We start from the raw sequence: 23,660 nt of genomic DNA, 5'->3' as shown, positions 1-23,660 counted from the left end.
GAAGACTGCGCCCCTGCCGTCACGTGCCTTCCCGCTTATCCCATCGCCTCTTTGACGAGTTCGTCGGCGGCCTCCGCCAGCAACTCATCGCCTGCTTCGCCATAAACTGACTCGCGGCCGATTTCCAGCATCACGGGAACGGCGAGCGGCGAAACGTGTTCGAGTTCCCGATGGCTGATTCGCCCGTGAATACGCGAGAGCATATCACCCAGACGCTTGAGATCGAGCAGGCCTGTCGCGGCATCGGCGCGGGCGGCGCGCAACAGCACGTGGTCCGCCTGATGTTTGCGCAACACATCGTAGATCAGGTCGGTCGAGAACAGCACCTGGCGGCGGGATTTCTCCTCGCCGGTGAAGCGCCGCGCGATCAGGCCGGAGATGATGGCGCAGGTGCGGAAGGTACGCTTCATCAATGCGGATTCGGCGAGCCACACCTCGAGGTCGTCGCCCAGCATGTCCGGATCGAATAACGCGTTGAGATCGAGCTTGCCGTGCCGGATCATGAACGACATATCGCCGAGGCCCCATACGGCAAGTGCATACTCGTTGGCGACGAAGCCGAGCGGCCGCACCCGCGCCCGCTCCATCCGCCGTGTCAAGAGCATGCCGAGCGTCTGGTGCGCCAGCCGGCCCTCGAAGGGATAGCAGACGAGATAATGCTTGTTGCCGCGGGGGAAGGTCTCGATCAGCAGTTCTTGCACCGCCGGCACGCGGGAAAAATCCCTCTGCAACGATAACCAGTCGCGCACCTGATCGGGCAGCGCATTCCACGCGCGCCGGTCGTCGAGCAATTTGCGCACGCGCTCGGCGAGATAGGTCGAAAGCGGAAACTTGCCGCCCATATAGGACGGCACTTTCGCGTCCTTGTCGTTGGCACGCGAGACATAGACCTGATCTTCGGCCAATGCCTCGTAGCGCACGACTTCACCGCCGAACACAAACGTGTCGCCGATCACGAGGCCTTCGATAAAGGCTTCCTCGATCTCGCCCAGCATCCGCCCGCCGCGGCCGAGCGCACCGGTCGAGCCGGACCCGCCGCTGCGCGAGCGCACCAGGCGAACCTTCAGCATGGTCTCTTCGACGATGGTGCCGACGTTGAGGCGATAGCTCTGCCGCACTTTTGGATTGGCGACGCGCCAGCGACCCTGCTTGTCCTGCTTGATGCGCGCAAAGCGTTCGTAGGTCTTCAGCGCATAGCCGCCGGTGGCGACGAAATCGACGACATCGTCGAAATCGGTTCGCGTCAGCAAGGAATAAGGCGCCGAGGTCAGGACTTCCGCATAGAGTTCGTTGGAAAAAAACGGCTCGCCGCAGGCGCAGCCGAGCACGTGCTGCGCCAGCACATCGAGCGCGCCAGTACGCAACGGTGGCGTATCCTGCGCATTCTCCGCAATGGCGTCGATCGCGACGCGGCACTCCAGCACCTCGAAACGGTTGGCCGGGATCAGGACCGCGCGCGAGGGTTCATCCAGTCGGTGATTGGCGCGGCCGATACGCTGCATCAGCCGCGAGGAACCTTTCGGCGCGCCGACATTGATGACGAGATCGATATCGCCCCAGTCGATGCCGAGATCGAGCGAGGACGTGCAAACCACGCCGCGCAGCTTTCCCGCCGCCATCGCGTCCTCGACCTTGCGGCGCTGGGCGACGTCCAGCGAGCCATGATGCAAGGCAATGGCAAGGCCGTCGTCGTTCATGCGCCAGAATTCCTGGAACAGCATTTCAGCCTGGCTGCGGGTGTTGACGAAGATCAGCGTGGTCTTGTTGCGCCGGATCAGGTCATACATTTCGCCGAGCGCATGGCGCGCGGTATGGCCGGCCCAGGGCAACCGCTCCTTTGTGTCGAGCATCTCGACGATGGGCGCCGCCGCGCCACCGGCCACGACGATATCGGCTGACACGTCCTTGCCGTCGCGCTGCGGCATCAGAAACCGCGCCAGCGATTCCGGCTCGGCTACCGTCGCGGATAGTCCGATCGCGCGCATCTCTGGCGCCAGGCGCCACAACCGCGCCAGGCCAAGCGACAACAGATCGCCGCGCTTCGAGGTGACGAGCGCATGCAGTTCGTCGAGCACGATGCGTTTCAGCGACGAAAACAAAAACGGTGCGTCGTCGGACGACAGCAGCAGCGCCAGTTGTTCCGGCGTGGTCAGCAGAACATCCGGCGGATAACGCCGCTGCCGTTGCCGCCGCGACACCGGCGTGTCGCCGGTGCGGGTCTCGACCTTGATCGGCAGCCCCATCTCGGCAATCGGCGCTTCCAGGTTGCGCGCGATGTCGACTGCGAGCGCTTTCAGCGGCGAGATATAGAGGGTGTGGAGACCGCCGGTGCGTTTGACGCTGCGGCCGGTGGACATGAGGCTTTTCGTGCCCTCGCGCCGTTGGACGGAAGGGCGCGAAAGCTCCACCAGCGTCGGGAGGAAGCCGGCCAGCGTCTTGCCGGCGCCCGTTGGGGCGATCAGCAGTGCCGAACGATCGTCGCTGGCCTTTGACAGTAGCGCGAGTTGATGCTCGCGCGGCGACCAGCCGCGCGCGGCGAACCAGCGCCGGAAGCGGTCGGGCAGCAACGCAGCCGTTTCAAGCGGCGTGAGGGGCAAGGGATCGAGCGACGGCACACCAGGAGAAGTAAGCCGTTGGAGCGGGTTCGTCGAGGGCCTGGCAAGTCACCTCGCCCCGCTCGTCTCGTGTCCCGGGCGCGGTGCAGCGTGCAACGCTGCGCCGCAGAACCGGGACCTGCCGCAGCATTGTGGACCCCGGATCAGCAGCGCACCACGCCGCAAGGCATAGCGCGTCAACAGACGCGCGTAAACGCGCTGCTGGCGCTGTGCAGCATCCGGGGAACGCCGTCCGCCTCCTACTCCGTCACCGGCTTGTCGGAGATGTCCCAGTCCTTGCCGTTGAAGATCGAGATGTAGAGCGTCTTCATCGGCGTGTAGTCCTCCGGCGTGTAGCTGTAGTTCACGCCATCGAGGAAATAGGGCGAATGGAAGCCCGCCAGCGTCGTGGCCTGCTTGAGCACGTTGGCGCGGGTGAGTTCGTCGCCGCAGCGGCGCAGGATTTCCGCCATCGACGCGACCTGGCCGTAGCCGGCAAAGGCGATGGTGTTATCAGGGTCGACGTTCGGCAAATATCTTTTGCGCAACTCCTCGAACGCCATCACGTCCGGGTCCTTCTCGAAGCGCGGCACGCCGACTTCCTTGGCGTAACGGATGGCGACAATGCCGGTTGCGTTTTCGAGGCCGGCGGCGGTGAGAATTGAACGGCCGGTCGATCCCGCCGACAGCAGGTGCAGCGGCTTCCAGCCGAGTTCAGCCACTTTGCGGATCGACTGCGACGACGCCTTGCCGGTCGAGATATTGTAGAAGACGTCAGCGCCGGATTTAGAGAGATTGATGATCTGCGAATCGATCGTCGGCTCGGTCAGATCGTAGGTCTGCTCCATGATCACCTTGGCGGTACCGCCGGCATCCGCCAGCACCTTCTTGAAGGGACCGAGAAAATCGCGGCCGAAATCGTCGTTCTGGTAGAGGATGCCCATTTTCGCGTTCGGCTTCACGCTCACGACATGTCGGGCGAGAATGCGCGCTTCGGTCGGATAGAGCGGCAGGCCCGCCATGGTCCATTTGAAGTTCTTCGGGTCGTTCCATTTCGACGCGCCGGTATTGAGCAGCAATTGCGGCACGCCCTTTGAATTGAGATATTTGTGCACGGCAGTCTGCGGCGCGGTGCCGAGCGAGCCGTACAGCGCCAGCACTTCCTCCTGCTCAACCAGCCGCCGCGTCGCCTCGACGCATTTCGGCGCGCTGTAGGCGTCGTCCATGGTGAAGAATTTCACCTTGCGTCCGTTGATGCCACCCTTCTCGTTCAGCATCTGGAAATAGGCTTCGCCGACACGGCCGAGCACGCCGTAGAGCGAGCCGGGACCGGAATGCGGCACGGTCTGCCCGATCTTGATTTCGGTGTCGCTGGCGCCGGGATCGTATTTTTTCTCCGCGGCCCAAACGAATGGCGCGGGCAGCGTTGATGCAAAAGCGGCAGCGAGCGCGGTGGCGCCGAATTCACGGCGAGTCTGTTTCTTGTTCATTGTTATTTCTCCCTTATGGGAGCTTTGATCAGGCATTCCGGCGTCCCTGGCAATAGCTGACATGTCGCACGCAATCCCACCATTCGCGGTGTGCGTAGCGCCTAGACTCAAGTTTTCGCGGCGACGACGACCAGGCCAGGAACCGGCGCATGATCCTCGTTGCGGGCGGATAATTCTTCGAGGCGGGATAATTGCAGGCCGGCCCCCTCGACGGCCGCGCGCACGTAAGCCGCGGCGTGCGCGTAGCGCAGGCCCTGCCCGAGCCTGACACCCTCACCGTCATGGGTCTCCGTGGTGAAGGCGATGAGACCGCCCGGCACCAACACGCGCGCTGCTTCCGCCAGCACGCGAGCGATGTCAGCAACATAAACCATCGCGTCCGCGGCAAGGATGAGGTCGGCACTGGCTTCCCTCCTTGTGCGCAGGCCCTGCAACATGTCGGCGACTTCCAGCTCCGCATAGAGGCCGGTGGCGCGCGCCCGCTCGATCATCCGTGGCGACAGATCGACGCCGATGAAATGATCGACCTCCCTGGCAAACGCCGACGCCGCCAGCCCGGTGCCGCAGCCGAGGTCGATCGCGCGCTTGAAGAACGCCGGCTTGCGCGTGGCTGATCGCACCGCCAGCACCGCCTTGAACAACAGTGCCGGGCCGCGATAACCGAGATCGTCCACCAGCGAGGATTCAAACCGCGGCGCATATTGATCGAACAGCGTTTGCACATAGGCCTGCGGCATGCCGGTCAACGGTTCGGCGCCGAGCCGCATCAATCGAAGTCCGGCGCCACGGCGGTCGCCGGGATCGCTGGCCTGGGCCTGGCGAAACGCCGAGATCGCCGCGTCATGCTCGCCGAGCTGCTCGCGGATATCGGCGAGCGTGAACCAGGCGGAGGTGAAATTCGGCGCTAGTTCGATCGCCTGCATCAGCAGATCGGCAGCGGCTGCAAGATCGCCCTTCAATTGCAGATCGCGCGCGAATTCGAACCGGCGGTCGGCCATCAGATCGCCGGAAGACAGAAACAGGCGGGCAGGCATGGGTTCCCAAGCTTGTCATTGCCGGGCTTGGCCCGGCCATCCATCACAAAAAGCAGACTCTTCAAAAGATGGATGCGCGGGTCAAGCCCGCGCATGACAGCTAGACATCACACGGCTGAACATCGCGGGGAGACGCCCTATATAAGCCGGATGCGTCCGCACGACATCCTGTTGCCAGTTGCTGCCGGCCTATGCTGCAAGCCGGGCGGCTTCCATATCGATCCCGTTCGCCCGGTCGAGCGCGCCGTGATTACCCATGGCCATTCCGACCACGCCCGTCCCGGCCATGGCGCCGTGCTCGCCACGCAGGAAACGCTCGACATGATGCGGCTGCGCTATGGCGACAATTTTGCGCGCAGCACGCAGGCGATAAGCTATGGCGAAGAGGTGCGCCTTGGCGACGTCAAGATCAAGTTTCACCCGGCGGGCCACGTACTGGGCTCGGCGCAGATCGCCGTTTCCTGCAAGGACCTCTGCATCGTTGCATCCGGCGACTACAAGGACGCGATCGATCCGACCTGTACGCCATTCGAAGTCGTGCCCTGCGACGTCTTCATCACCGAAGCCACCTTCGGCCTGCCGGTGTTCCGCCATGGCGATGCGGCGGATGAGGTGAAAAAGCTACTCGCGTCCGTCGCGCTGTTTCCGGAACGCGCGCATCTGGTCGGGGCCTATTCGCTCGGCAAAGCGCAGCGCGTGATCGCGCTGTTGCGCGAGCAAGGCTACGACGCGGCGATCTATCTGCATGGCGCGATGGAAGGGATCACGCGCTACTATGAGAGCCGCGGCATCGCGCTCGGCGAGCTGCGGCTGGTGAAGGGCATGAAGAAGGCCGACCTCGCCGGCACCATCACGCTGGCGCCGCCGACGGCTACCTCTGACATTTGGACGCGGCGATTCCCCGATCCGGTCACGGCGTTTGCCTCGGGCTGGATGCGGGTGCGGGCGCGCGCCCGCCAGCGCGGCGTCGAACTGCCGCTGGTGATATCCGACCACGCCGACTGGGACGGGCTGACCGCCACCATCGCGGCCACCGGCGCTGGCGAGGTCTGGGTCACGCACGGCCAGGAAGACGCGCTGGTGCATTGGTGCAGGGCGCGCGGGCTTGCCGCGCGGCCGCTCGATCTGGTCGGCTACGGTGATGAGGAGGAACACGAGGTGGTGGCGGCCGACGAGGCCGAGACATGAACCGCTTTGCCGAACTGCTTGACCGACTCGCCTACGAGCCCGGCCGCAACAACAAGCTGCGGCTGATCACGGCCTATTTCCGCGACACGCCCGATCCCGACCGCGGCTACGCGCTGGCGGCGCTGACCGGCGCGCTGTCGTTCAAGCACGCCAAGCCGGGGCTCGTTCGGGACCTGATCATGGATCGTACCGATCCGGTGTTGTTCGGACTGTCCTATGATTATGTCGGCGATCTCTCGGAAACGGTCGCGCTGATGTGGCCGAAGGGCGGGGTTGGCGACGGGCAATCTTTGCTGGGCCACCCCTCTCCCCCGCCCTCCCCCGCAAGGGGGGAGGGAGCGCAGTTGCGTGCTGGGCTGTCACCGCATGTCAGATCGAAGGCCACAAACAAGACTCTCTCCGTTCCCTCCCCCCTTGCGGGGTCCGAGGCGAGCGAAGCTCGCTCTCGAGGTCAGGGAGAGGGGTACCACACGGGCGGTGTCAATAATGGCCCGCACCCACACAGCCACCACAACAACCCTCCGCCTCCGACACTGAGTGAAGTCGTCGTTACCCTTCGCACGCTCGGCAAGACCGAACTGCCAAGCCAGCTCGCGCGCTGGCTCGACGAACTCGACGAGACCGGCCGCTGGGCGCTGCTAAAGCTGGTCACCGGCGCGATGCGGATCGGGATTTCGGCGCGGCTGGCGAAAACGGCCGCAGCGGCTTTGGGCGACAAGGATCCGCACGAGATCGAGCTGATCTGGCCGGGGCTCGCCCCGCCCTATCTCGAATTGTTCGCCTGGCTGGAAGGTCGCGGCGAAAAACCGGTCAACCGCGATCCGGCGCCGTTCCGCCCGGTGATGCTGGCGCATGCGATCGAGGATACGGATTTCGCCAGTCTCGATCCGGCCGATTTCATCGCGGAATGGAAATGGGACGGCATTCGCGTGCAGGCAGTAAGCGGTCGCGATGAGCGCGGGCACATGCAGGCGCGGCTCTACTCGCGAACCGGCGAGGACATCACCAACAGCTTTCCCGACCTCCTGCCGTCGCTGCATCTGCCCGGCGCGATCGACGGCGAACTGCTGGTGCTGCGCGATGGCCGCGTGCAGACCTTCAACATATTGCAGCAGCGGCTCAATCGAAAGGTCGTCTCACCGAAATTGACCAAGGACTTTCCGATTCACCTGCGCGCCTACGACCTGCTCGGCGACGACGAGAACGACCTGCGCGAATTGCCGTTTATCGAGCGCCGGGCGCATCTTGAAGTGTTCGTCCGCAAGCTGGACGACCCGCGCATCGATCTGTCGCCGACCATTGCCTTCGATAGCTGGCAGGCGCTGATGGCCGCGCGCGCCGACCCCGCCAGCGCCGGCGCCGGCCAAGATGCCGATGCCGTCGAGGGCGTGATGCTCAAGCGCCGCGACGCGCCCTATCTGCCGGGCCGGCCCAAGGGCCAGTGGTGGAAATGGAAGCGCGATCCACACATCATCGACGCCGTCTTGATGTATGCGCAGCGCGGCCACGGCAAGCGCTCGTCCTATTATTCGGATTACACCTTCGGCGTCTGGACCTCGGGCGAGGACGGCGAGCAACTGGTGCCGGTCGGCAAGGCCTATTTCGGGTTCACCGATGAAGAACTGTTGCAGATCGACCGCTTCGTCCGCCGCAACACCACGGAAAAATTCGGCCCGGTCCGCCATGTCGTGCATGAGCCGGACCAGGGGCTGGTGCTGGAAGTGGCGTTCGAGGGGTTGGCGCGCTCGCCGCGGCACAAATCCGGCGTCGCGATGCGGTTTCCGCGCATCAGCCGGCTGCGCTGGGACAAGCCGCCGCGTGAGGCCGACCGGCTGGAAACGCTGGAACGGATGTTGAAGGATGTGACGGCAAATTAACATTCCGCAGGCGCATGGCGGCCATTGACTGATATGAGCGGGTTCCCCATGTGCCCCGCCGTGCCTATAATGCGCACGACCCGCGAGGAGAAACCGATGCCCAACGACGTCAGAGACCTGCCGGCCAACAATGACGGCCTGTATCGTTTTCTCGGCGGCTCGCCGCTGTCGGTGGCGTTCCGGCTGATCCTGTTGTCGATCCTGGTCGGCGTGGTGCTCGCCGCCATCGGCTTCGATCCCTGGAATATCGTGCACAGCATCCGCATGCTGTTCCAGCGGCTGTGGGATCTCGGCTTCGACGCCGTCAACTGGCTGTGGCGCTACTTCCTGCTCGGCGCTGTGATCGTGGTCCCGATCTGGCTGCTGTCGCGGCTGTTCGGCGCCCCGCGCGGGCGATAGTTACTCATTGGGCGGTGGCAGCCGATGCAATTGCGATTTGTCGGCTGCGGCGATGCGTTCGGGTCCGGTGGCAGGCACAACACCTGCTTCCACGTCACGGGTAACCGCGTTAACTTCCTGATCGATTGCGGCGCGTCGTCGCTGCCGGCGCTGAAGCGGCTCGGCATTGCGCGCGATGCGATCGATCTAATCCTGATCACGCATTTCCACGGCGACCATTTTGGCGGCCTGCCGTTCCTGCTGCTGGATGCGCAGTTCACGCGTCGCTCCCGCCCGCTCGTCATTGCCGGCCCGCAAGGGATCGAGACAAAACTCGCCAGCCTGATGGAAGCGCTGTTCGAGCATTCATCGAAGACAAAACAGCGTTTTGATCTCTCGGTTGTCGCGCTTGAACCGGAGCAAAGCCGCACGTTCGGCGAGGTCAAGGTCACGCCCTATCCCGTCGTTCATGGCGAATCCGGTGGGCCATTCCTGGCTTATCGCGTCGAGGCGGAGAACCGCGTCATCGCCTACAGCGCCGACACCGAGTGGACGGAGACGCTGATCCCAGCGGCGCGCGACGCCGACCTGTTCATCGCTGAGGCGTATTACTTTGACAAGATCGTCAAGAACCATCTGAGCCTGAAAACGCTCGCAGCGCATCTGCCCGAGATCAACCCGAAACGGCTGGTGCTCACGCACATGAGCGACGACATGCTCGGGCGGCTGGGCGAACTGCCCTATACCGCTGCCGAAGACGGCATGGTCGTCGAGCTCTAGGCATGCACTCGCCGCTAGTTCCATCGAAAGTCACGACAGCACAGGTGTTTGCCATCGCGGGTCCCGCGATGGTCGCAAACCTGACCACGCCGCTGATCGGCATCGTCTCGACCACGGCCATCGGGCGGCTCGACGACGCCACGCTGCTCGGCGGCGTGGCCTTGGCCTCGGTGCTGTTCGACTGCATGTTCTGGCTGTTCGGATTCCTGCGCATGAGCACGGTCGCCTTTACGGCACAATCGCTCGGCGCCGGCGAGACATCGGAACTGCGCGCCATCCTGGCACGCGGGCTGATCGTGGCGGCACTGGTCGGCGCGGCGCTGATCGCTCTGCAGATCCCGCTCGCCACCGTTCTGCTCAACACGATGGGTGGCAGTGAGGGCGTCACGCGCGCGGCGAAAACCTACTTCATTATCCGGATCTGGTCAGCGCCGCTGGCGCTCGGCAATTACGTGGTGCTGGGATGGCTGGTCGGACAGGCCCGGGCCAAGCTGGCGCTCGGCACGCAGATCACGATCAACCTCATCAACGTGGCGGCAACCGTCGTGCTGGTGCTGGCGCTCGACTTCGGAATTGCCGGCGCCGCAATCGCCGCGCTGATCGCGGAAGCCGCAGGCCTGATGCTCGGATTGCAGATCGCCCGCCGGCTTTCGAAAGGGCAACTCGGGGTTTCCCGCGCGATGCTGTTCGATCCGGCCAAGCTGATGCGCATGCTCTCGGTCAACCGCGACATCATGATCCGCACCGCCTCGCTGATCGCGGCGTTCTTGTTCTTCACCGCACAGGGTGCACGTGCCGGCGACCTGACGCTCGCCGCCAATGCCGTGCTCAACAATTTTCTGCTGTTCGGCGCCTTTTTCCTCGATGGCCTCGCCAACGCTGCCGAGCAACTCTGCGGCCGGGCCTATGGCGCCCGCAACAAGGCGGCCTTCGCCGGCGCCGTCAAGCTCGTCGTCATGTGGGGCTTTGGCTTCGCGCTCGCGGTCGCCGCCTGTTTCCTGCTGTTCGGGCCCGCGTTTGTCGACATGATGACGACAAGCGTGGAGGTGCGGCGCATCGCGCGCGACTATTTGCCGTTCGTGATTTTTGCGCCGTTGCTCGGCGTGTTCGCCTTTGCCTTTGACGGCATCTACATCGGCGCCACCTGGGCGCGCGACATGCGCAATCTGATGGTGGCTTCGCTGGTGATCTTCCTCACCGCGTGGTTTGCGCTGCGGTCGTTTGGCAATGCCGGACTGTGGGGCGCGCTACTGATTCATTACGCCGCGCGCGGTGGGTTAGAGGCGCTGCGGTATCCGGCACTCTTGAGAAAGTCGTTTGGGTAGGCTGTCTCATGTCCCGGACGCGATGCGGCACCATAAGCGCGTTCACGCGCGTCTTCGACGCGCTATGGTGACGCGTCGCTGAGCCGGGACCCACTCTTTTTCGCAGCACGCATGGGCCCCGGCTCAGCAGCGCGCATCGCTACGCGCTGCGCTGCGTCCGGGGCACGAGATCATCTCACCGGCCAGTCCTCGGCGGTAATCGTCGCGGCGTCGGCACCAACGATCTCCGACAGCGAATCACGCCCCGTGCGCAGCAAGGTCGAGGCGAGATCGTTTTTGATGTCGTCGACGAGACCAAGTCCCTTGTAGACCAGCGACGAATAGATCTGGATCAGGCTGGCGCCGGCGCGGATTTTGGTCAGCGCTGCGCCGCCGGAATCGATGCCGCCGACGCCGATCAACGGAAACGCGCCCTCGGTGCGGACATAAGTCTCCGCCACCATGCGGGTCGATAGTCGAAACAGCGGCCGTCCCGACAATCCGCCCTGCTCTTTCGCACGGGCCTGTTCGCGCAGGATCGAAGGGCGAGCCAGCGTGGTGTTGGCGACGATCATGCCGTCGACGCGGCGCGAGCGCGCGATGTGCACGACGTCGTCGAGTTCGGCGAGGCTGAGATCGGGCGCGATCTTCAGCAGCACCGGCGAATCCCCGGCATTCTTCCGCACCCGCTCGCGCGCATCGATCACCTTGGCGAGCAGTTCGTCGAGCGCTGCCGCTTGCTGCAAATTGCGCAGGCCCGGCGTGTTCGGCGAGGAGACGTTGACGGTGAAATAGCTCGCGACAGGTGCAAAGGTCTCAATCAGCTTGACATAATCGGCCACACGGTCGGACGAATCCTTGTTCGCCCCGACATTGACGCCGATAATGCCGCCATGGTGGGCGCGCGCCGCCAGCCGGCGCAATGCGACTTCGGCGCCGTCATTGTTGAAGCCCATGCGGTTTATCACGGCTTCATCCCGCTCGAGCCGAAACAGCCGCGGCCGCGGATTGCCGCCCTGCGGTTTCGGCGTCACCGTGCCGATCTCGACAAAGCCGAAACCGAGCCGCAACAGCGCGTCGGGCACTTCCGCGCTCTTGTCGAAGCCCGCGGCCATGCCGATCGGATTGGGGAAATTCAGGCCGAACGCGCGTACCGCCAGTTTGTGGTCGTCGGCGCGCGGCTTGACCAACGGCAGTAGCCGCAGGCCCTGGATGGCCATGCGATGCGCGTCCTCCGGGTCGAACCAGCGCAACAGCGGCAGCGAGAAGGCGTCGAAAGCGCGGATCACGGGAGGAGCTCCGGAATGTCGTGCGTGCCATCGGACCGCGCGCGCATATCGAGAATGCCGGTTACCGCGCCGAGATCGAGTTCGCCGTAGAGATGCGGAAACAGTTCGTCGTTGCGCGAACGCTCCCAGCGCAACGCATCCCCCAGCGCGTCGGCGTCGACCGCGACCAGGAACAGCCCGGTCTGGCCGAAATAATGCTTGCGCGCGGTCTCGGCGACCTGGGACGCGGTCGAAAAATGAATGAAGCCGTCACGCAGATCGTCGCTACTTCCCCGGTAGACGCCCTGCCGTTCGGCCTCGCGCCAAGCCGAGGCGGGAGTGATTTTATAGATCGTGGGCACGGCTATCCGGACTTCCTGCTTGTCGTTGAGTCTTTTGGGATTTTCCCGGAAAAGGCCGGGCTGGCGGCCGACCGTAAAGGCGGCCCGCGCCTAACTCAAGCGCTTCGGTCACAGACTTCGGCTGGAAGAATTGCGCAAACCGGCCAAATGAGGCAATAATTCCTAGATCGCTTCAGGGATTTTCGATGGCCAGACAGGCCAAGGCGCAACGCATTCTGACCCACAGCCAGATCTGGACCGCGATCGACCGGCTGGCGGAACGTGCCGGCATGTCACCCTCGGGTCTTGCCAAGCGCGCCGGCCTCGACCCCACCACGTTCAACAAATCCAAACGCATCGCCGCGGACGGCCGTGAACGCTGGCCGTCCACGGAATCAGTTTCCAAAGCGCTGGCCGCGACCAATTCGTCGGTCGAGACCTTCGTGCAATTGATCGGCGACGGCGCGCGCAGCCAGCAGTCGCTGCCGCTGCTCGCCCTGGCGCAGGCCGGCAGCGGCCATTTCGACGATTCCGGCTTTCCCGCCGGCAAGGGCTGGAGCGAGGTGGCGCTGCCGTCGACCAGCGACGAGCATGCCTACGCGCTGGAAATCTCGGGCGACGCGATGAAGCCGACCTATCGCGACGGCGACATCATCGTGGTGTCGCCGGGCACACCGATCCGGCGCGGCGACCGCGTGGTACTCAAGACGTCAGATGGCGAAGTGATGGTCAAGGAATTGAAGCGCCGGACCACCAAGACCCTGGAACTGCAGTCGCTCAATCCGGCGCATGCCGATCGCACGCTTGAGGCCGACGACGTCGCCTGGATCGCCCGGATCGTATGGGCGAGCCAGTAGGATTGCCGCCGTGCCGGACGTGCTGAGCGACCTCCTGCAACATTCTCTTCGCATCGTGCTGTGCGGAACCGCCGCCGGGACGACGTCCGCTGCCCAGCGGGCCTACTACGCGCACCGGCAAAACAAGTTCTGGGCGATCTTGCACGAGACGGGGCTGACGCCGGAGCTGCTGTGGCCAAATCAATATCGCAGTCTGCTGCGACATGGGATCGGCCTGACCGATCTGGTGAAAGCGGGCGCGGGGATGGACCGCGCCACGCTTCCCAAATTGACGGCAGCGGATCGCGCCCGGCTGCGCAATGCAATCGCGACATTCCGTCCGCAATTCCTTGCGTTCACCAGCTAGACGGCGGGGCAGAAATTCTTCGACGGCAAGCGGGACTATGGCGAGCAGTTGGAGCTGATCGGCGATACCAGGGTGTGGATACTACCGTCGACTTCAGGTGCCGCAAATGGAAGCTGGCGCCCGGAGATCTGGCACCAGTTTGCGGATGAGGTGAGAACGGTGGGCGCGCGGGCAAGCCGCTGATTTCACCACAGCGTCGCCCTGCGAACGCAGGGCCCATAACCACAAATGCTCATGGCGAAGAATAGCGTCTCACAGCCTGCCCTTTCCGCAGGCCGCGGCGTATGGGTCCCTGCTTTCGCGGGGACGACGGAGAATTACGTCGCGTAATCAGGCTCTTTCCGATCCAGCATCCGTTTCAACGCATCGAAATGCCGCTGCGCTGGGGTCGGGCCCTTGTAGAGATGCTCGTCCTTATAATCGCGCTTGGTTTTCTCCACCACAGGCGCCGGCAACTGTTTCAGCTTCTGCCCGGTCCACATCGCGTAGATCTGCACCTGGGCGGCACGCTCGACGTAATACAGCATGTCATAGGCTTCCGCGATGGTGGCGCCGACGGTGGAGATGCCGTGATTGGCCATGAACAGCACGGTCTTGTCGCCGATGACTTTTGCGAGCCGCGCGCCTTCGGCGGGATCGAGCGCCGGGCCGGTATATTCGTCGTCATAGGCGATGGCGCCTGACAGCCCGACCTCGGTCTGGCCGATTTCCTTGATGCGGGGATCTTCTAGCCGCGTCAGCGCGCTGGCATGCGGCATATGGGTGTGAAACACAGCTTTCGCCTGCGGCAGCGCCTTGTGGATCGGCGCATGGATGCAATAGCAGGACCGCTCCACCTCGCCCTCGCCGCTCTTAACCTCGCCGTCGTCGATGCCGACTTCCATGAAGCAGGACGCGGTGACCTCGGACCAATGCGTGCCGAACGGAATCTGGTAGTAGCGGTCGCTCTTGCCCGGCACCACGAAGGTCAGATGGTTGAAGATGCCTTCGGAAAATCCCTGGATGAAGGCCAGCCGGTGCGCGGCCGCGAGATCGACCCGCGCCTGCCATTCCTCGGCGCTGTACTCGCTGAGCGTCTGTGGCGAAACCCTGAACTGCATGAGCTTTCTCCCTGATCCGCTTATTTGCCGCCCCTCGGTGGAGGCTTTGACGACTGTTATGCACACTAGTGTAGCGCAATCCGGCGCCGCCATGGCTGAAATTGCGGCGGACCTGCCATCCCGGTTTGCGGGTCCGCGGCAGCAGCCAAGCCCTCCGGCGTCGTCCCGGCCTTGAGCCGGCACCTATAACCACAGACGTTCGTTGCTTGCATCAAGCTGGAGCCACAGCGAAGCCGATAACATCGGCCTGTGGCTATGGGTCCCTGCTTTCGCAAGCGACGACGGAAAGAGCTACGCACTCCTTGCCAGCGCGCCGTCGATCATCGCGATCGCATTCGATACGCCGTACACCGCGACGAACGAGCCGAAGCGCGGGCCCTTCTCCTGGCCGAGCAGCACCTGGTAGAGCATGTTGAACCAGTCGAGGGAGACGCCCGGCCGGCCGTCCTTGCCCTTCTTGACAGGATCGAGGAACGGCTCGCGGCGGCCGATCTCATAAACCACGTTCTGGATGTCTTCGGCGCTCGATCCCGCCGGCAATTGCGACAGCGCGTCACGCAGATCCTGCAGCGCGGCGCGTTCGCTGTCGGTCGGCTCGCGGAACTTCTTGGTCGGCGCCACGAAGTCGCGATAGTAGTTGATGGCGTAGCCGACCATCGCGTCGAGCTTCGGATGCGTCTGCGGCGTGACGCCCGGACGATAGCGGCCGATAAAACCCCACAGCGTTTCAGCGTTCTCCGCATTCGACGACGACACCAAGGTCAGCAGGAGCTGGAAGGTGACGGGCATATCCGCCTTCGGCGGCTTGCCGGAATGGATGTGCCAGACCGGATTGGCGAGCTGCTGCTTGGCATCCTGCCGCGTGAAGCCGTCGAGGAACTGCAGGTAGTCGTCGACGTTGCGCGGGATGACGTCGAAATAGAGCCGCTTCGCCGCCTTCGGTTCGCGATACATGAACAGCGACAGCGATTCCGGCGAGGCGTAACGCAGCCATTCGTCGATGGTGAGCCCGTTGCCCCTCGACTTCGAAATCTTCTGGCCCTTTTCGTCGAGGAAGAGTTCGTAGTTAAAACCCTCCGGCGGCGTGCCGCCGAGCGCCGAGCAGATCTTGCCCGACAACTTCACGGAGTCGATCAGGTCCTTGCCGGCCATTTCGTAGTCGACGCCGAGGGCGAACCAGCGCATCGCCCAGTCAGGCTTCCATTGCAGCTTGCAATGCCCGCCGGTGACGGGGACCGTGACGCGCTCCTTGGTCTCGGGATCGTCATAGGAGACGGTGCCGGCCTTCACATCGTGCTCGATGATCGGGACATACAACACCATGCCGGTGCGCGGGCAGATCGGCAGGAACGGCGAATAAGTCGCCGCGCGCTCCTCGCGCAAGCTGGGCAGCATGATCTTCATGACGGCGTCGAGCCGTTCCAGCATGCGCAGCAGCGCGGCGTCGAACCGGCCCGACGTGTAGTAGTCGGTCGACGAGGCGAATTCGTAGTCGAAGCCGAACGTATCGAGGAACGCGCGTAGCCGCGCATTGTTGTGCGCGCCGAACGACGGATGCTCGTTGGAGAACGGATCTGGTATGCGCGACAACGGCTTGCCGAGATGTGACGCCAGCATCTCCTTGTTCGGCACATTGTCCGGCACCTTGCGCAGGCCGTCCATGTCGTCGGAGAACGCGAGCAGCCGGGTCTTGATCTTGTCCTCGGTCAGCACGCGAAAGGCGTGGCGCACCATGGTGGTGCGCGCGACCTCGCCGAAGGTGCCGATATGCGGCAGGCCCGAGGGACCGTAGCCGGTCTCGAACAGCACCTCCTCCTTCGGGTTCTTCTTCAGCCGCGCGACAATGGCCTTGGCCTGCTCGAACGGCCAGGCGTTGGATTGTTCGGCGAGCGCGCGCAAATCGCTCGGGCTGGCGGCAAGGTCGATGACGGACATTTAAAGGCTCTCTGTGGAAGCTGCGGAAACTAGCGCCTCCGCGGCAAAATGCAAAATGACGGCAGAGCCGTCGTTCCGGGGCGATGCGAAGCATCGAACTCTGGGGCGCCCTTGCCCCCCTGAGAATCTCGAGATTCTCAGATGCGCAATTGCACATCATAGTTCGCTTCGCGTCCCGGAATGACTCCGCTAAAACGGACTAATCGAAAAATACCGCAGCCACAGATCGGTGAAGCGACCTTTTTCCCAGATCCGGAACAGCGCCCAGTTCAGGGACGTCCGGAGCAGATCATTGCCCTTGCGCACCGCAATCCCGATGCCTTCGCCGAAATAGCGGCTCTCAACGAAGGGCCCGCCGGAAAAGGCGCAGCATTCGGCGGAATCGGTGCCGTTAATCCAGAACGCCAGCGAGATCGCATCGCCGAAGATGAAGTCGACCTCGCTCCGCCTGAGTGCCAGCCGCAGCGCGTCGTCGTTCGGGTAGGATTTGATCTCGGCGTCGGTGAACATCGCCTTCAGATAGGCCTCGTGCGAAGTGCCGGCGATGACGCCGACCTTCTTGCCTTCGAGATATTCCGGGCGGACCTCCGGCATCACGGCATCGCGCCGCGACACGAAGCGCGCCGGCGCGCGGTAGTAGGGATCGGTGAAATCGAGCCTTGCGCGCAAGGCCGGCGTCACCGCCATGGAGGCGATAATGGCGTCACCGCGATTGCTTGTGATCGCATCGACCAGCGTCTCGAACCGGCGCATCTGGATGGTGCAGGAAATCTTGATCTCGTCGCACAGCGCCCGCGCCAGATCGACGTTGAAGCCGGCGGGGTTGCCGTCGGGGCCGGTAAAGTTGAACGGCGGGTAATCGGTCTCGGTCAGGAACCGGATCACCGTGAGGCGCGACATGTCGGGCCGGTCCGGGCGCCGCCGCGGGTCCCAGAAGCCGGGCACCGCCTGCGGGGCCGCCTCGACCGCGGTGCGGGGTTGGGTTTGCGCCTGCGCCGCATTACCGCCGCCAGCCATCAACGCGGACACGATCGACAGCCCGACCAGCCACGCGCTGATGGTTCGATACAGTCTTGCATTGGTTAACTGGACGTTAAGATATGACATCTGCGGCAATGGCTTTGCGGAATTTCACGGCCTTATAGACCATCCGGCCCGCGATGCGAGGCCGTTTTCGCTCCTCGGCCAGCTTGCCGCTCAGAGATAGCGCTTCAGATCCTTAGCGGCTTCCTCGGGTGTCCGTTTCAGGTTGAAGGGCGCTACGAAATTGCCATCGCGATCCATCAGATAGATCAGCGCGGTGTGATCCATGGTGTAATCGCCGTCCTTGAGCGGGACTTTTTTTGCATAGACCCGGTAGGCCGAGAGCACCTTTGCGATCGCCTCCGGATTGCCGGTCAGCCCCTTCAAATGCGGGTCGAAGCTGGAGAGATAGTCCTTCATCGCGGCCGTCGTGTCGCGCTCGGGATCGACGGAGACGAACCAGGCGTTGACGCGGTCGGCGTCCTTGCCCATCGCCTTCAGCACTTCCGAAATCTCGAACAGCGAGGTCGGACAGACGTCTGGGCAATGGGTGAAGCCGAAGAAGATCAGTGTCGGCTTGCCCTTCAAATTCTGCTCGGTGACGGTCTGGCCGGCCTGGTCGGTCAGTTGAAACGGTCCGCCGATCGCGGCCGGCGCCGTGACGGTTCGCAAGCCGCCCATTGCCCACAGCATGATCGTCAGCCCGACCGCGAGGCTCGCGGCGAAGGCAGCGATAATCACCAGCGGGCGAATGGTCCGGTCCATGTCAGGAATTCCTTATTGCCCGGTCAGAAGCAGGCCGAGATGCCGGCGGCGATCATTTCGAAAAACACCGTGGTGCCGTAATGGAACCACAATGCAGCCGCGCCGAGCACGGCCAGCGCACCGAGGCCGGCAGCGCTCCAGACGATCACGGACGCGACCCGGCCCTGACGCGGGGCCGCCGCCATCGTTCGGACTTGCGTGGAAATCGGCTGAACCATGGGATTCAGATAGGGGCAGTTCCCGGTGCAGGCAAGCGGAATGGCCGTGCCCAACATCACGTCATGCGGAGGGCAAGTCGGGCGAGAGGTGCACCAAAAGCAAATGGCCGGGACGGGCCCGGCCACCGCGTTACTTTTTGGCGAAACGGCTGCGCTGGTTCAGCGCGAGGCAGGCTTGTTCGAGGAGGCCTGGGCGTCGAGATAGCAGGGCCTGTACATCGCCTGAAGCTGCTTGCCGCGCAGGAAGAGCATGCGCTGGGTCAGGCCACCGCGCGCCGCGATCCACCTCCGTACCGGCGGCGGATACATCGAATACAGCATCTGGGTTGCTTCGGGGTTGGTGATGGCACGGCCGTTGGCGCCGAAATCCCAGGCGGCATGGAAGCCGAGATTGGCGTGCGAGGTAACGCAGATCCGGTCATGGGGAACCGCGCCGAGCACGATGGTGCAGGCCGAGGCGCACAGGCCGTCGATGATCACGGTTTCGCCTGAGGTGCGTAAGCCCTGGTATCTGTCAACATAGGTGCCGATCCGGCCGCCGCGATCGTCGGCTATCCGCACCACCGCCTGGCTCGCCCCCATTCCCGCCAGCAGCAGCACCGCGGCAAGCAACCCCGTCACCAGCTTCATATCCCGCCCCAGTTCAAAAATATCGAAACCGAATCTGATCGTCTTCGTGATGCAAGACGTGGTGTAGCGTCGTTTGAGATCGTGATTTTGTCTAGGCAGCCACAGCAGGTCAAAACAAATTCAAATTAAGTGTTGCTTGGCCGCTGCACCCTCTGCGCGTAAAGGTCCCAAACTGGAACAAACGACTCTTGCCGAGATGGCGACGCAGCCGCAGGCAAGAATCCGTTTGCCGTTGACCGCGCGCGAGGACGCGGGCTTGAATCAAAAACGGCGTGGGGGAGGAAACGATGGCTGACGATGCAGACGTAATTGTGGTCGGCGGTGGCTTGGCGGGACTGGTCGCGGCGACGGAGATCGCAGACGCCGGCAAACGCGTCATTGTCGTCGACCAGGAAGGCGAACAAAGCCTTGGCGGACAAGCCTTTTGGTCGTTCGGCGGATTGTTTCTGGTCGATTCTCCCGAACAGCGCCGGCTGGGCATCAGGGATTCGTTTGATCTTGCCTTGCAGGATTGGATGGGCACCGCGGGCTTCGACCGCGACGACGACCATTGGCCGAAGCGATGGGCGGAAGCCTATGTCGCGTTCGCGGCCGGCGAGAAGCGGGAATGGCTGCGCGCGATGGGCCACCGTATTTTTCCGGTGGTCGGCTGGGCCGAGCGCGGCGGCTATGACGCGATGGGCCACGGCAATTCGGTGCCGCGCTTTCACGTCACCTGGGGCACCGGCCCCGGCATCGTCGAGCCGTTCGAGCGCCGTGCGCGCGAAGCGCAAAAAAATGGCCGGTTAACGTTCAAGTTCCGCCACCGCGTCGACACACTCATGATGGCGAACGGCGCGGTCGAAGGGGTCGGCGGTTCGGTGCTCGAGCCCGACAGCGTCGAGCGCGGCAAGAGCTCATCGCGCCAGGTCATCGGCGATTTCACGCTGCGTGCGCACGCCGTGATCGTCGCCTCGGGCGGCATCGGCGGCAATCACGACATGGTCCGGCAGAACTGGCCGAAGCGTCTGGGCGAGCCGCCGAAATTCATGATCTCCGGCGTGCCCGAACATGTCGACGGCCGCATGATCGGCATCACCGAGGCCGCCGGCGCGCGGCTGATCAACCGCGACCGGATGTGGCACTATGTCGAGGGTATCCGGAACTGGAACCCGATCTGGCCGCGCCACGGCATCCGTATCCTGCCCGGCCCCTCCTCGATGTGGTTCGACGCCACGGGCAAGCGCCTGCCCGCGCCGCTCTTCCCCGGCTCCGACACGCTCGGCCAACTGCAATACATCATGTCGACCGGCTACGATTACTCGTGGTTCATCCTGACCCAGAGCATCATCAAAAAGGAGTTCGCGCTCTCCGGCTCCGAGCAGAATCCCGACCTCACGGGCAAGAGCTGGCGCATGACGATCAAGCGCGCCACCAACAAGGGGGCACCGGCGCCGGTGGAAGCATTCAAGCAGAACGGCGCCGACTTCATCGTGCGCGACAATCTCGGCGACCTCGTCAGCGCGATGAACGCGCTCGCCGGCAACGACCTGCTCAAGCACGATCACATCAAGGCGCAGATCGAGGCGCGCGACCGCGAGATCACCAACCCCTATGTCAAGGACGCGCAGGTAATGAACCTGCACAATGCGCGCCGCTACATCGGCGACAAATTGATCCGCACCGCAAAGCCGCACAAAATTCTCGACCCCGAACACGGCCCGCTGATCGCGGTGAAGCTCAACATATTGACGCGCAAGACACTGGGCGGTTTCGAGACCGACCTCGACTCGCGCGTGTTCAGCACCGACGGCGAGATTATCAGGGGCCTGTACGCCGCCGGCGAAGCCGCCGGATTCGGTGGCGGCGGCATGCATGGCTACCGTTCGCTGGAAGGCACCTTCCTCGGCGGTTGCCTGTTCTCGGGGAGGAATGCGGGACGCGCGGCGGCAAAAGCGGCTTCCTGATTTCTCGACGTGATGGCCGGGCTTGTCGCGGCATGGCGGCTCCAATCTCAATGCAAATAACGCAGTGGCGCATGGGACACGAGCGCGCTAAGTAACCGCCGCCCCCTATCAGGAGAAACAATATGACCATCCAGCGCTTCGAAACCGGACCTCGCATGAGCCAGGCCGTCGTCCACGGCAACACCGTCTATCTCGCCGGCGTCGTTGCCGGCAAGGCCGCCGGCAAGAGCGTGACCGAGCAGACTCAGGACATTCTCTCGATCATCGACGGCCATCTCGCCAAGGCCGGCACCGACAAGTCGAAGCTCTTGTCGGCCACGATCTACATCACCGACATGAAGACCTTTCCCGAGATGAACGCGGTGTGGGATGGCTGGGTCTCGGCCGGCAACACGCCGGCGCGCGCGACCGTCGAGGCCAAGCTCGCCGCCCCGCAGTACAACGTCGAGATCATGGTCGTCGCGGCGAAGTAACGTCGGTCAGCCGCTAACCGTCTTGTTGCCCCGGATTGCAGGCACAATCCGGGGCATTTTCATCTGCCTCTCACGCGCTGATCCGTGCGCCCGCGACATCGCCGATATCAGCCTGAAGCCACCGGGCAATCCGGCGCCAGGAATGGCGCAAGGCCCTGCGCCCCATGAAAAGGCTGAGATGACCGCATGGCTCGGAGGCCCGTTCCAGCCATGCTTGCGGCGCGCCCAAAAGCCGCGCGGTTGCGAACGCCTGATCGGGCGGGACGACGATGTCGTTCTCTCCCGCCAGCAGGAAGACCGGCACGCGCACCTCAGCAGGATCGATCCTGCGGCCGAGCGCGACGAAACGCCCTTCAGCGATCTGGTTCTCGCGAAAAACCCGGCCGGTCACCTCGAGATAATAGGCTCCCGGCAGATCCAGCGTCTCACGATCCCAGCGCTTGAAACGGTCCAGCAGCATGCGCGCCTCGTCCGATCCATCGCGAAGATTCCTTTGCAGCACGGCTTCGACGTCATGCTGGCTGAATGGAATGTTCCAGAACCGCAGCATGTGCTCGCCGTTCACGATCCCTTCACCCTGCTGCACCATCTGCTCGAAAGCCGCATGCGGAAGTGCGGCCACCATCTTCGAGAGTTCTGACGGCGCGGAAACATCGACCGGCGCACCGGCGAGCACCAGCCGCCGCACCTTGCCGGGGAAACGAGCGGCGTAGACCAGTGACAGCCACCCGCCCTGGCACAGGCCGACAAGATCGACCGGCGCGCCGATCTCGTCGATCGCCACATTGAGTTCGGCAAGATAATTGTCGATCGACAGATGGCGCATTTCCGGCGTGGCCGAGCGCCAGTCCGTGACATAGATGCGGTTCATGCCGTCTCGTTGCAGCGCTCCTACCAAACTGTGGCCCGGCGCGAAGTCCGCGACCAGCGCGCCGTGCAGCGCATAGGGCGCGCAAACGAGCACCGGCTGCCCCGCATTGCCTCGCGAAAACGCCCGCAGCCGCATCGACGGAAGTTGCAGCGCCACGACGTTTGGCGTGGTCCAGGCCAGCGGCATCTGCTCCGGGGCGCGGGAAGGCGCGGGCTTGGGATCGGCGAACCATTGCGCGTAGCTGTCGAGCGCCAATCGCGTCGCTTCCAGCGGCCACAGCCATACCTGCTGCGCCCAATCGGCGCCCGCATGCTGCTCCGTCGTCTCCGGCATCTTGGGTTTCTCTGCCACACCCGTTCCCCGATTGATCGTCCCACCATGGTGAGGACGGCAAGAGCCGAGGTCGCATGCTTTTACGCCAGATCCGGCGCAGGCCCTAGCCTGATCGATCGTCGGAAATAGGTCAGCACCGCATCCGCAAGATGCATGATTGCCAAAAATCGAAATCCTTGACCTCTGAGGTAATCGATTGGCGCGTCGGATTTTTCGATAGTCGGTCAGCCGGCCCATTCGGCCGGAACGAAGGAGAGCATGATGACCGACGTCAACAAGATTGCCCGCAGCTACATCGATCTGTGGAACGAGCGGGCGCCAAGCCGCCGCCGCGAAATTCTCAGCCAGAACTGGACCAGTGACGCCCGCTATGTCGACCCGCTGATGTCGGGCGATGGCCATGACGGCGTGGACGCGCTGATCGCGGGCGTGCAGCAAAAGTTTCCGGATTTCAGGTTCAGGCTGATCGGCGAGCCCAATGGCTTTGGCGACCACGTCCGCTTCTCCTGGGGCCTCGGCCCCGACGGCGGCGACAGCCCGATCAAGGGAACGGATTTCGCAGTCCTCCGCGACGGCCGCATCCGCAGCATCACCGGCTTCCTCGATCAGGTGCCGGCGGCGGCGTAGCCGGCCGACCGTCGTCTCCGCCACCGGGTGTCGCCTTCGGCGAAGCCCGACGACAGGCTCCGCGAAGCAGGGACGACGCAATAGAGGCGAGAACCCCTCAACTTGTCGTCCCTGCGAACGCAGGGACCCATAACCACCGCTGCTGATCGTTGAGGGAAAGTCGTCGACCATCCGCGCAAGACAATATCCGCCGCGGCGTATGGGTCCCTGCGTTCGCAGGGACGACGGAGATGGGGATAGGCGATACAAACATGACTCCGCGTTCTCGCGGCACGATGCGCC

22 protein-coding genes are annotated in these 23,660 nt (G+C 63.8%); 10 read left to right on the top strand and 12 right to left on the bottom strand.

Going from position 1 to position 23,660, the window contains the following annotated elements; translation table 11 throughout:
• Positions 1 to 35 precede the first annotated feature (35 nt).
• The 3 genes from V1273_RS03735 to V1273_RS03725 form a co-directional block, all read right to left on the bottom strand.
• Entirely contained in the window at positions 36 to 2,597 is a 2,562-nt protein-coding gene (locus V1273_RS03735) for a ligase-associated DNA damage response DEXH box helicase (RefSeq protein ID WP_334383910.1), read from the bottom strand.
• 257 nt (positions 2,598 to 2,854) lie between these two features.
• Positions 2,855 to 4,084 (bottom strand): ABC transporter substrate-binding protein, encoded by a 1,230-nt coding sequence (locus V1273_RS03730; RefSeq protein WP_334408759.1) that lies wholly within the window; start codon positions 4,082 to 4,084, stop codon positions 2,855 to 2,857.
• A 107-nt stretch (positions 4,085 to 4,191) separates the two neighbouring features.
• Positions 4,192 to 5,118 carry a class I SAM-dependent DNA methyltransferase gene (locus V1273_RS03725; protein ID WP_334408757.1) on the bottom strand — a complete coding sequence of 309 codons (927 nt, stop codon included), beginning with the start codon at positions 5,116 to 5,118 and terminating at the stop codon, positions 4,192 to 4,194.
• A gap of 150 nt (positions 5,119 to 5,268) precedes the next feature.
• Here V1273_RS03725 and V1273_RS03720 point away from each other — a divergent pair, with 150 nt between their 5' ends.
• The 5 genes from V1273_RS03720 (at position 5,269) to V1273_RS03700 (ending at position 10,666) form a co-directional block, all read left to right on the top strand.
• Entirely contained in the window at positions 5,269 to 6,306 is a 1,038-nt protein-coding gene (locus V1273_RS03720; protein ID WP_334412164.1) for a ligase-associated DNA damage response exonuclease, read from the top strand.
• Positions 6,303 to 8,183 carry a cisplatin damage response ATP-dependent DNA ligase gene (locus tag V1273_RS03715; RefSeq protein ID WP_334408756.1) on the top strand — a complete coding sequence of 627 codons (1,881 nt, stop codon included), beginning with the start codon at positions 6,303 to 6,305 and terminating at the stop codon, positions 8,181 to 8,183. Before V1273_RS03720 ends, V1273_RS03715 begins: the two co-directional genes overlap by 4 nt.
• A gap of 96 nt (positions 8,184 to 8,279) precedes the next feature.
• Positions 8,280 to 8,582, top strand: a complete 303-nt coding sequence (locus tag V1273_RS03710; protein WP_334408755.1) for a DUF6460 domain-containing protein — start codon at positions 8,280 to 8,282, stop codon at positions 8,580 to 8,582.
• 24 nt (positions 8,583 to 8,606) lie between these two features.
• On the top strand, positions 8,607 to 9,341 hold the full coding sequence (locus tag V1273_RS03705) for an MBL fold metallo-hydrolase (RefSeq protein ID WP_334408754.1): 735 nt from the start codon (positions 8,607 to 8,609) through the stop codon (positions 9,339 to 9,341).
• 2 nt (positions 9,342 to 9,343) lie between these two features.
• Positions 9,344 to 10,666: an MATE family efflux transporter gene (locus V1273_RS03700; protein ID WP_334408753.1), complete on the top strand. Its 1,323-nt coding sequence runs from the start codon at positions 9,344 to 9,346 to the stop codon at positions 10,664 to 10,666.
• Between the two features lie 170 nt (positions 10,667 to 10,836).
• Here the strand turns inward: V1273_RS03700 and V1273_RS03695 are convergent, their stop codons facing one another.
• Together V1273_RS03695 and V1273_RS03690 are read right to left on the bottom strand one after the other, a co-directional pair.
• Positions 10,837 to 11,934 (bottom strand): quinone-dependent dihydroorotate dehydrogenase, encoded by a 1,098-nt coding sequence (locus V1273_RS03695; protein WP_334366333.1) that lies wholly within the window; start codon positions 11,932 to 11,934, stop codon positions 10,837 to 10,839.
• Positions 11,931 to 12,275 carry a DUF952 domain-containing protein gene (locus V1273_RS03690; RefSeq protein ID WP_028347984.1) on the bottom strand — a complete coding sequence of 115 codons (345 nt, stop codon included), beginning with the start codon at positions 12,273 to 12,275 and terminating at the stop codon, positions 11,931 to 11,933. Before V1273_RS03690 ends, V1273_RS03695 begins: the two co-directional genes overlap by 4 nt.
• Before the next feature lie 185 nt (positions 12,276 to 12,460).
• On the opposite strand from V1273_RS03690, the gene V1273_RS03685 reads away from it, so the two are divergent.
• Complete coding sequence (locus V1273_RS03685) at positions 12,461 to 13,111, top strand: S24 family peptidase (RefSeq protein WP_334408751.1); 651 nt, start codon at positions 12,461 to 12,463, stop codon at positions 13,109 to 13,111.
• A gap of 10 nt (positions 13,112 to 13,121) precedes the next feature.
• On the top strand, positions 13,122 to 13,457 hold the full coding sequence (locus V1273_RS03680) for a mismatch-specific DNA-glycosylase (RefSeq protein ID WP_334366331.1): 336 nt from the start codon (positions 13,122 to 13,124) through the stop codon (positions 13,455 to 13,457).
• Positions 13,458 to 13,774: 317 nt separating this feature from the next.
• Here the strand turns inward: V1273_RS03680 and V1273_RS03675 are convergent, their stop codons facing one another.
• The 6 genes from V1273_RS03675 to V1273_RS03650 form a co-directional block, all read right to left on the bottom strand.
• The gene (locus tag V1273_RS03675; RefSeq protein WP_334383920.1) at positions 13,775 to 14,557 is read right to left on the bottom strand and encodes a class II aldolase/adducin family protein; all 783 of its coding nucleotides are present in this window, start codon (positions 14,555 to 14,557) and stop codon (positions 13,775 to 13,777) included.
• A gap of 291 nt (positions 14,558 to 14,848) precedes the next feature.
• Entirely contained in the window at positions 14,849 to 16,492 is a 1,644-nt protein-coding gene (locus tag V1273_RS03670) for a lysine--tRNA ligase (RefSeq protein WP_334408749.1), read from the bottom strand.
• A gap of 189 nt (positions 16,493 to 16,681) precedes the next feature.
• Positions 16,682 to 17,509: a transporter substrate-binding domain-containing protein gene (locus V1273_RS03665; protein ID WP_334369124.1), complete on the bottom strand. Its 828-nt coding sequence runs from the start codon at positions 17,507 to 17,509 to the stop codon at positions 16,682 to 16,684.
• Positions 17,510 to 17,689: 180 nt separating this feature from the next.
• Complete coding sequence (locus V1273_RS03660) at positions 17,690 to 18,280, bottom strand: SCO family protein (protein ID WP_334383922.1); 591 nt, start codon at positions 18,278 to 18,280, stop codon at positions 17,690 to 17,692.
• A gap of 23 nt (positions 18,281 to 18,303) precedes the next feature.
• Positions 18,304 to 18,555 carry a hypothetical protein gene (locus V1273_RS03655; RefSeq protein ID WP_334383923.1) on the bottom strand — a complete coding sequence of 84 codons (252 nt, stop codon included), beginning with the start codon at positions 18,553 to 18,555 and terminating at the stop codon, positions 18,304 to 18,306.
• A 102-nt stretch (positions 18,556 to 18,657) separates the two neighbouring features.
• Complete coding sequence (locus V1273_RS03650; RefSeq protein ID WP_334383924.1) at positions 18,658 to 19,128, bottom strand: hypothetical protein; 471 nt, start codon at positions 19,126 to 19,128, stop codon at positions 18,658 to 18,660.
• A 287-nt stretch (positions 19,129 to 19,415) separates the two neighbouring features.
• On the opposite strand from V1273_RS03650, the gene V1273_RS03645 reads away from it, so the two are divergent.
• Positions 19,416 to 21,074, top strand: coding sequence for an FAD-binding dehydrogenase (locus tag V1273_RS03645; protein WP_334408748.1), 1,659 nt, complete (start codon positions 19,416 to 19,418; stop codon positions 21,072 to 21,074).
• Between the two features lie 122 nt (positions 21,075 to 21,196).
• Entirely contained in the window at positions 21,197 to 21,547 is a 351-nt protein-coding gene (locus tag V1273_RS03640; protein ID WP_028347975.1) for a RidA family protein, read from the top strand.
• Between the two features lie 70 nt (positions 21,548 to 21,617).
• On the opposite strand, the gene V1273_RS03635 is transcribed toward V1273_RS03640, so the two are convergent.
• Positions 21,618 to 22,751, bottom strand: a complete 1,134-nt coding sequence (locus tag V1273_RS03635; protein WP_442894059.1) for an alpha/beta fold hydrolase — start codon at positions 22,749 to 22,751, stop codon at positions 21,618 to 21,620.
• 261 nt (positions 22,752 to 23,012) lie between these two features.
• On the opposite strand from V1273_RS03635, the gene V1273_RS03630 reads away from it, so the two are divergent.
• Positions 23,013 to 23,378, top strand: a complete 366-nt coding sequence (locus V1273_RS03630) for a nuclear transport factor 2 family protein (protein ID WP_334408747.1) — start codon at positions 23,013 to 23,015, stop codon at positions 23,376 to 23,378.
• The last annotated feature ends 282 nt before the right edge of the window (positions 23,379 to 23,660 follow it).

The sequence above is a fragment of the Bradyrhizobium sp. AZCC 1721 genome (genome assembly GCF_036924715.1).
Lineage (GTDB): Bacteria > Pseudomonadota > Alphaproteobacteria > Rhizobiales > Xanthobacteraceae > Bradyrhizobium.
This window is presented reverse-complemented; position numbering and strand designations above follow the sequence as displayed.

Excerpts from the sequence above, each read along its gene's own strand:
- V1273_RS03730 (WP_334408759.1), bottom strand. The coding sequence starts at position 4,084 with ATGAACAAGAAACAGACTCGCCGTGAATTCGGCGCCACCGCGCTCGCT.
- V1273_RS03725 (WP_334408757.1), bottom strand. The coding sequence starts at position 5,118 with ATGCCTGCCCGCCTGTTTCTGTCTTCCGGCGATCTGATGGCCGACCGC.
- V1273_RS03720 (WP_334412164.1), top strand. The coding sequence starts at position 5,269 with ATGCGTCCGCACGACATCCTGTTGCCAGTTGCTGCCGGCCTATGCTGC.
- V1273_RS03715 (WP_334408756.1), top strand. The coding sequence starts at position 6,303 with ATGAACCGCTTTGCCGAACTGCTTGACCGACTCGCCTACGAGCCCGGC.
- V1273_RS03710 (WP_334408755.1), top strand. The coding sequence starts at position 8,280 with ATGCCCAACGACGTCAGAGACCTGCCGGCCAACAATGACGGCCTGTAT.
- V1273_RS03705 (WP_334408754.1), top strand. The coding sequence starts at position 8,607 with ATGCAATTGCGATTTGTCGGCTGCGGCGATGCGTTCGGGTCCGGTGGC.
- V1273_RS03700 (WP_334408753.1), top strand. The coding sequence starts at position 9,344 with ATGCACTCGCCGCTAGTTCCATCGAAAGTCACGACAGCACAGGTGTTT.
- V1273_RS03685 (WP_334408751.1), top strand. The coding sequence starts at position 12,461 with ATGGCCAGACAGGCCAAGGCGCAACGCATTCTGACCCACAGCCAGATC.
- V1273_RS03675 (WP_334383920.1), bottom strand. The coding sequence starts at position 14,557 with ATGCAGTTCAGGGTTTCGCCACAGACGCTCAGCGAGTACAGCGCCGAG.
- V1273_RS03670 (WP_334408749.1), bottom strand. The coding sequence starts at position 16,492 with ATGTCCGTCATCGACCTTGCCGCCAGCCCGAGCGATTTGCGCGCGCTC.
- V1273_RS03665 (WP_334369124.1), bottom strand. The coding sequence starts at position 17,509 with ATGGCTGGCGGCGGTAATGCGGCGCAGGCGCAAACCCAACCCCGCACC.
- V1273_RS03660 (WP_334383922.1), bottom strand. The coding sequence starts at position 18,280 with ATGGACCGGACCATTCGCCCGCTGGTGATTATCGCTGCCTTCGCCGCG.
- V1273_RS03655 (WP_334383923.1), bottom strand. The coding sequence starts at position 18,555 with ATGTTGGGCACGGCCATTCCGCTTGCCTGCACCGGGAACTGCCCCTAT.
- V1273_RS03650 (WP_334383924.1), bottom strand. The coding sequence starts at position 19,128 with ATGAAGCTGGTGACGGGGTTGCTTGCCGCGGTGCTGCTGCTGGCGGGA.
- V1273_RS03645 (WP_334408748.1), top strand. The coding sequence starts at position 19,416 with ATGGCTGACGATGCAGACGTAATTGTGGTCGGCGGTGGCTTGGCGGGA.
- V1273_RS03640 (WP_028347975.1), top strand. The coding sequence starts at position 21,197 with ATGACCATCCAGCGCTTCGAAACCGGACCTCGCATGAGCCAGGCCGTC.
- V1273_RS03635 (WP_442894059.1), bottom strand. The coding sequence starts at position 22,751 with ATGCCGGAGACGACGGAGCAGCATGCGGGCGCCGATTGGGCGCAGCAG.
- V1273_RS03630 (WP_334408747.1), top strand. The coding sequence starts at position 23,013 with ATGACCGACGTCAACAAGATTGCCCGCAGCTACATCGATCTGTGGAAC.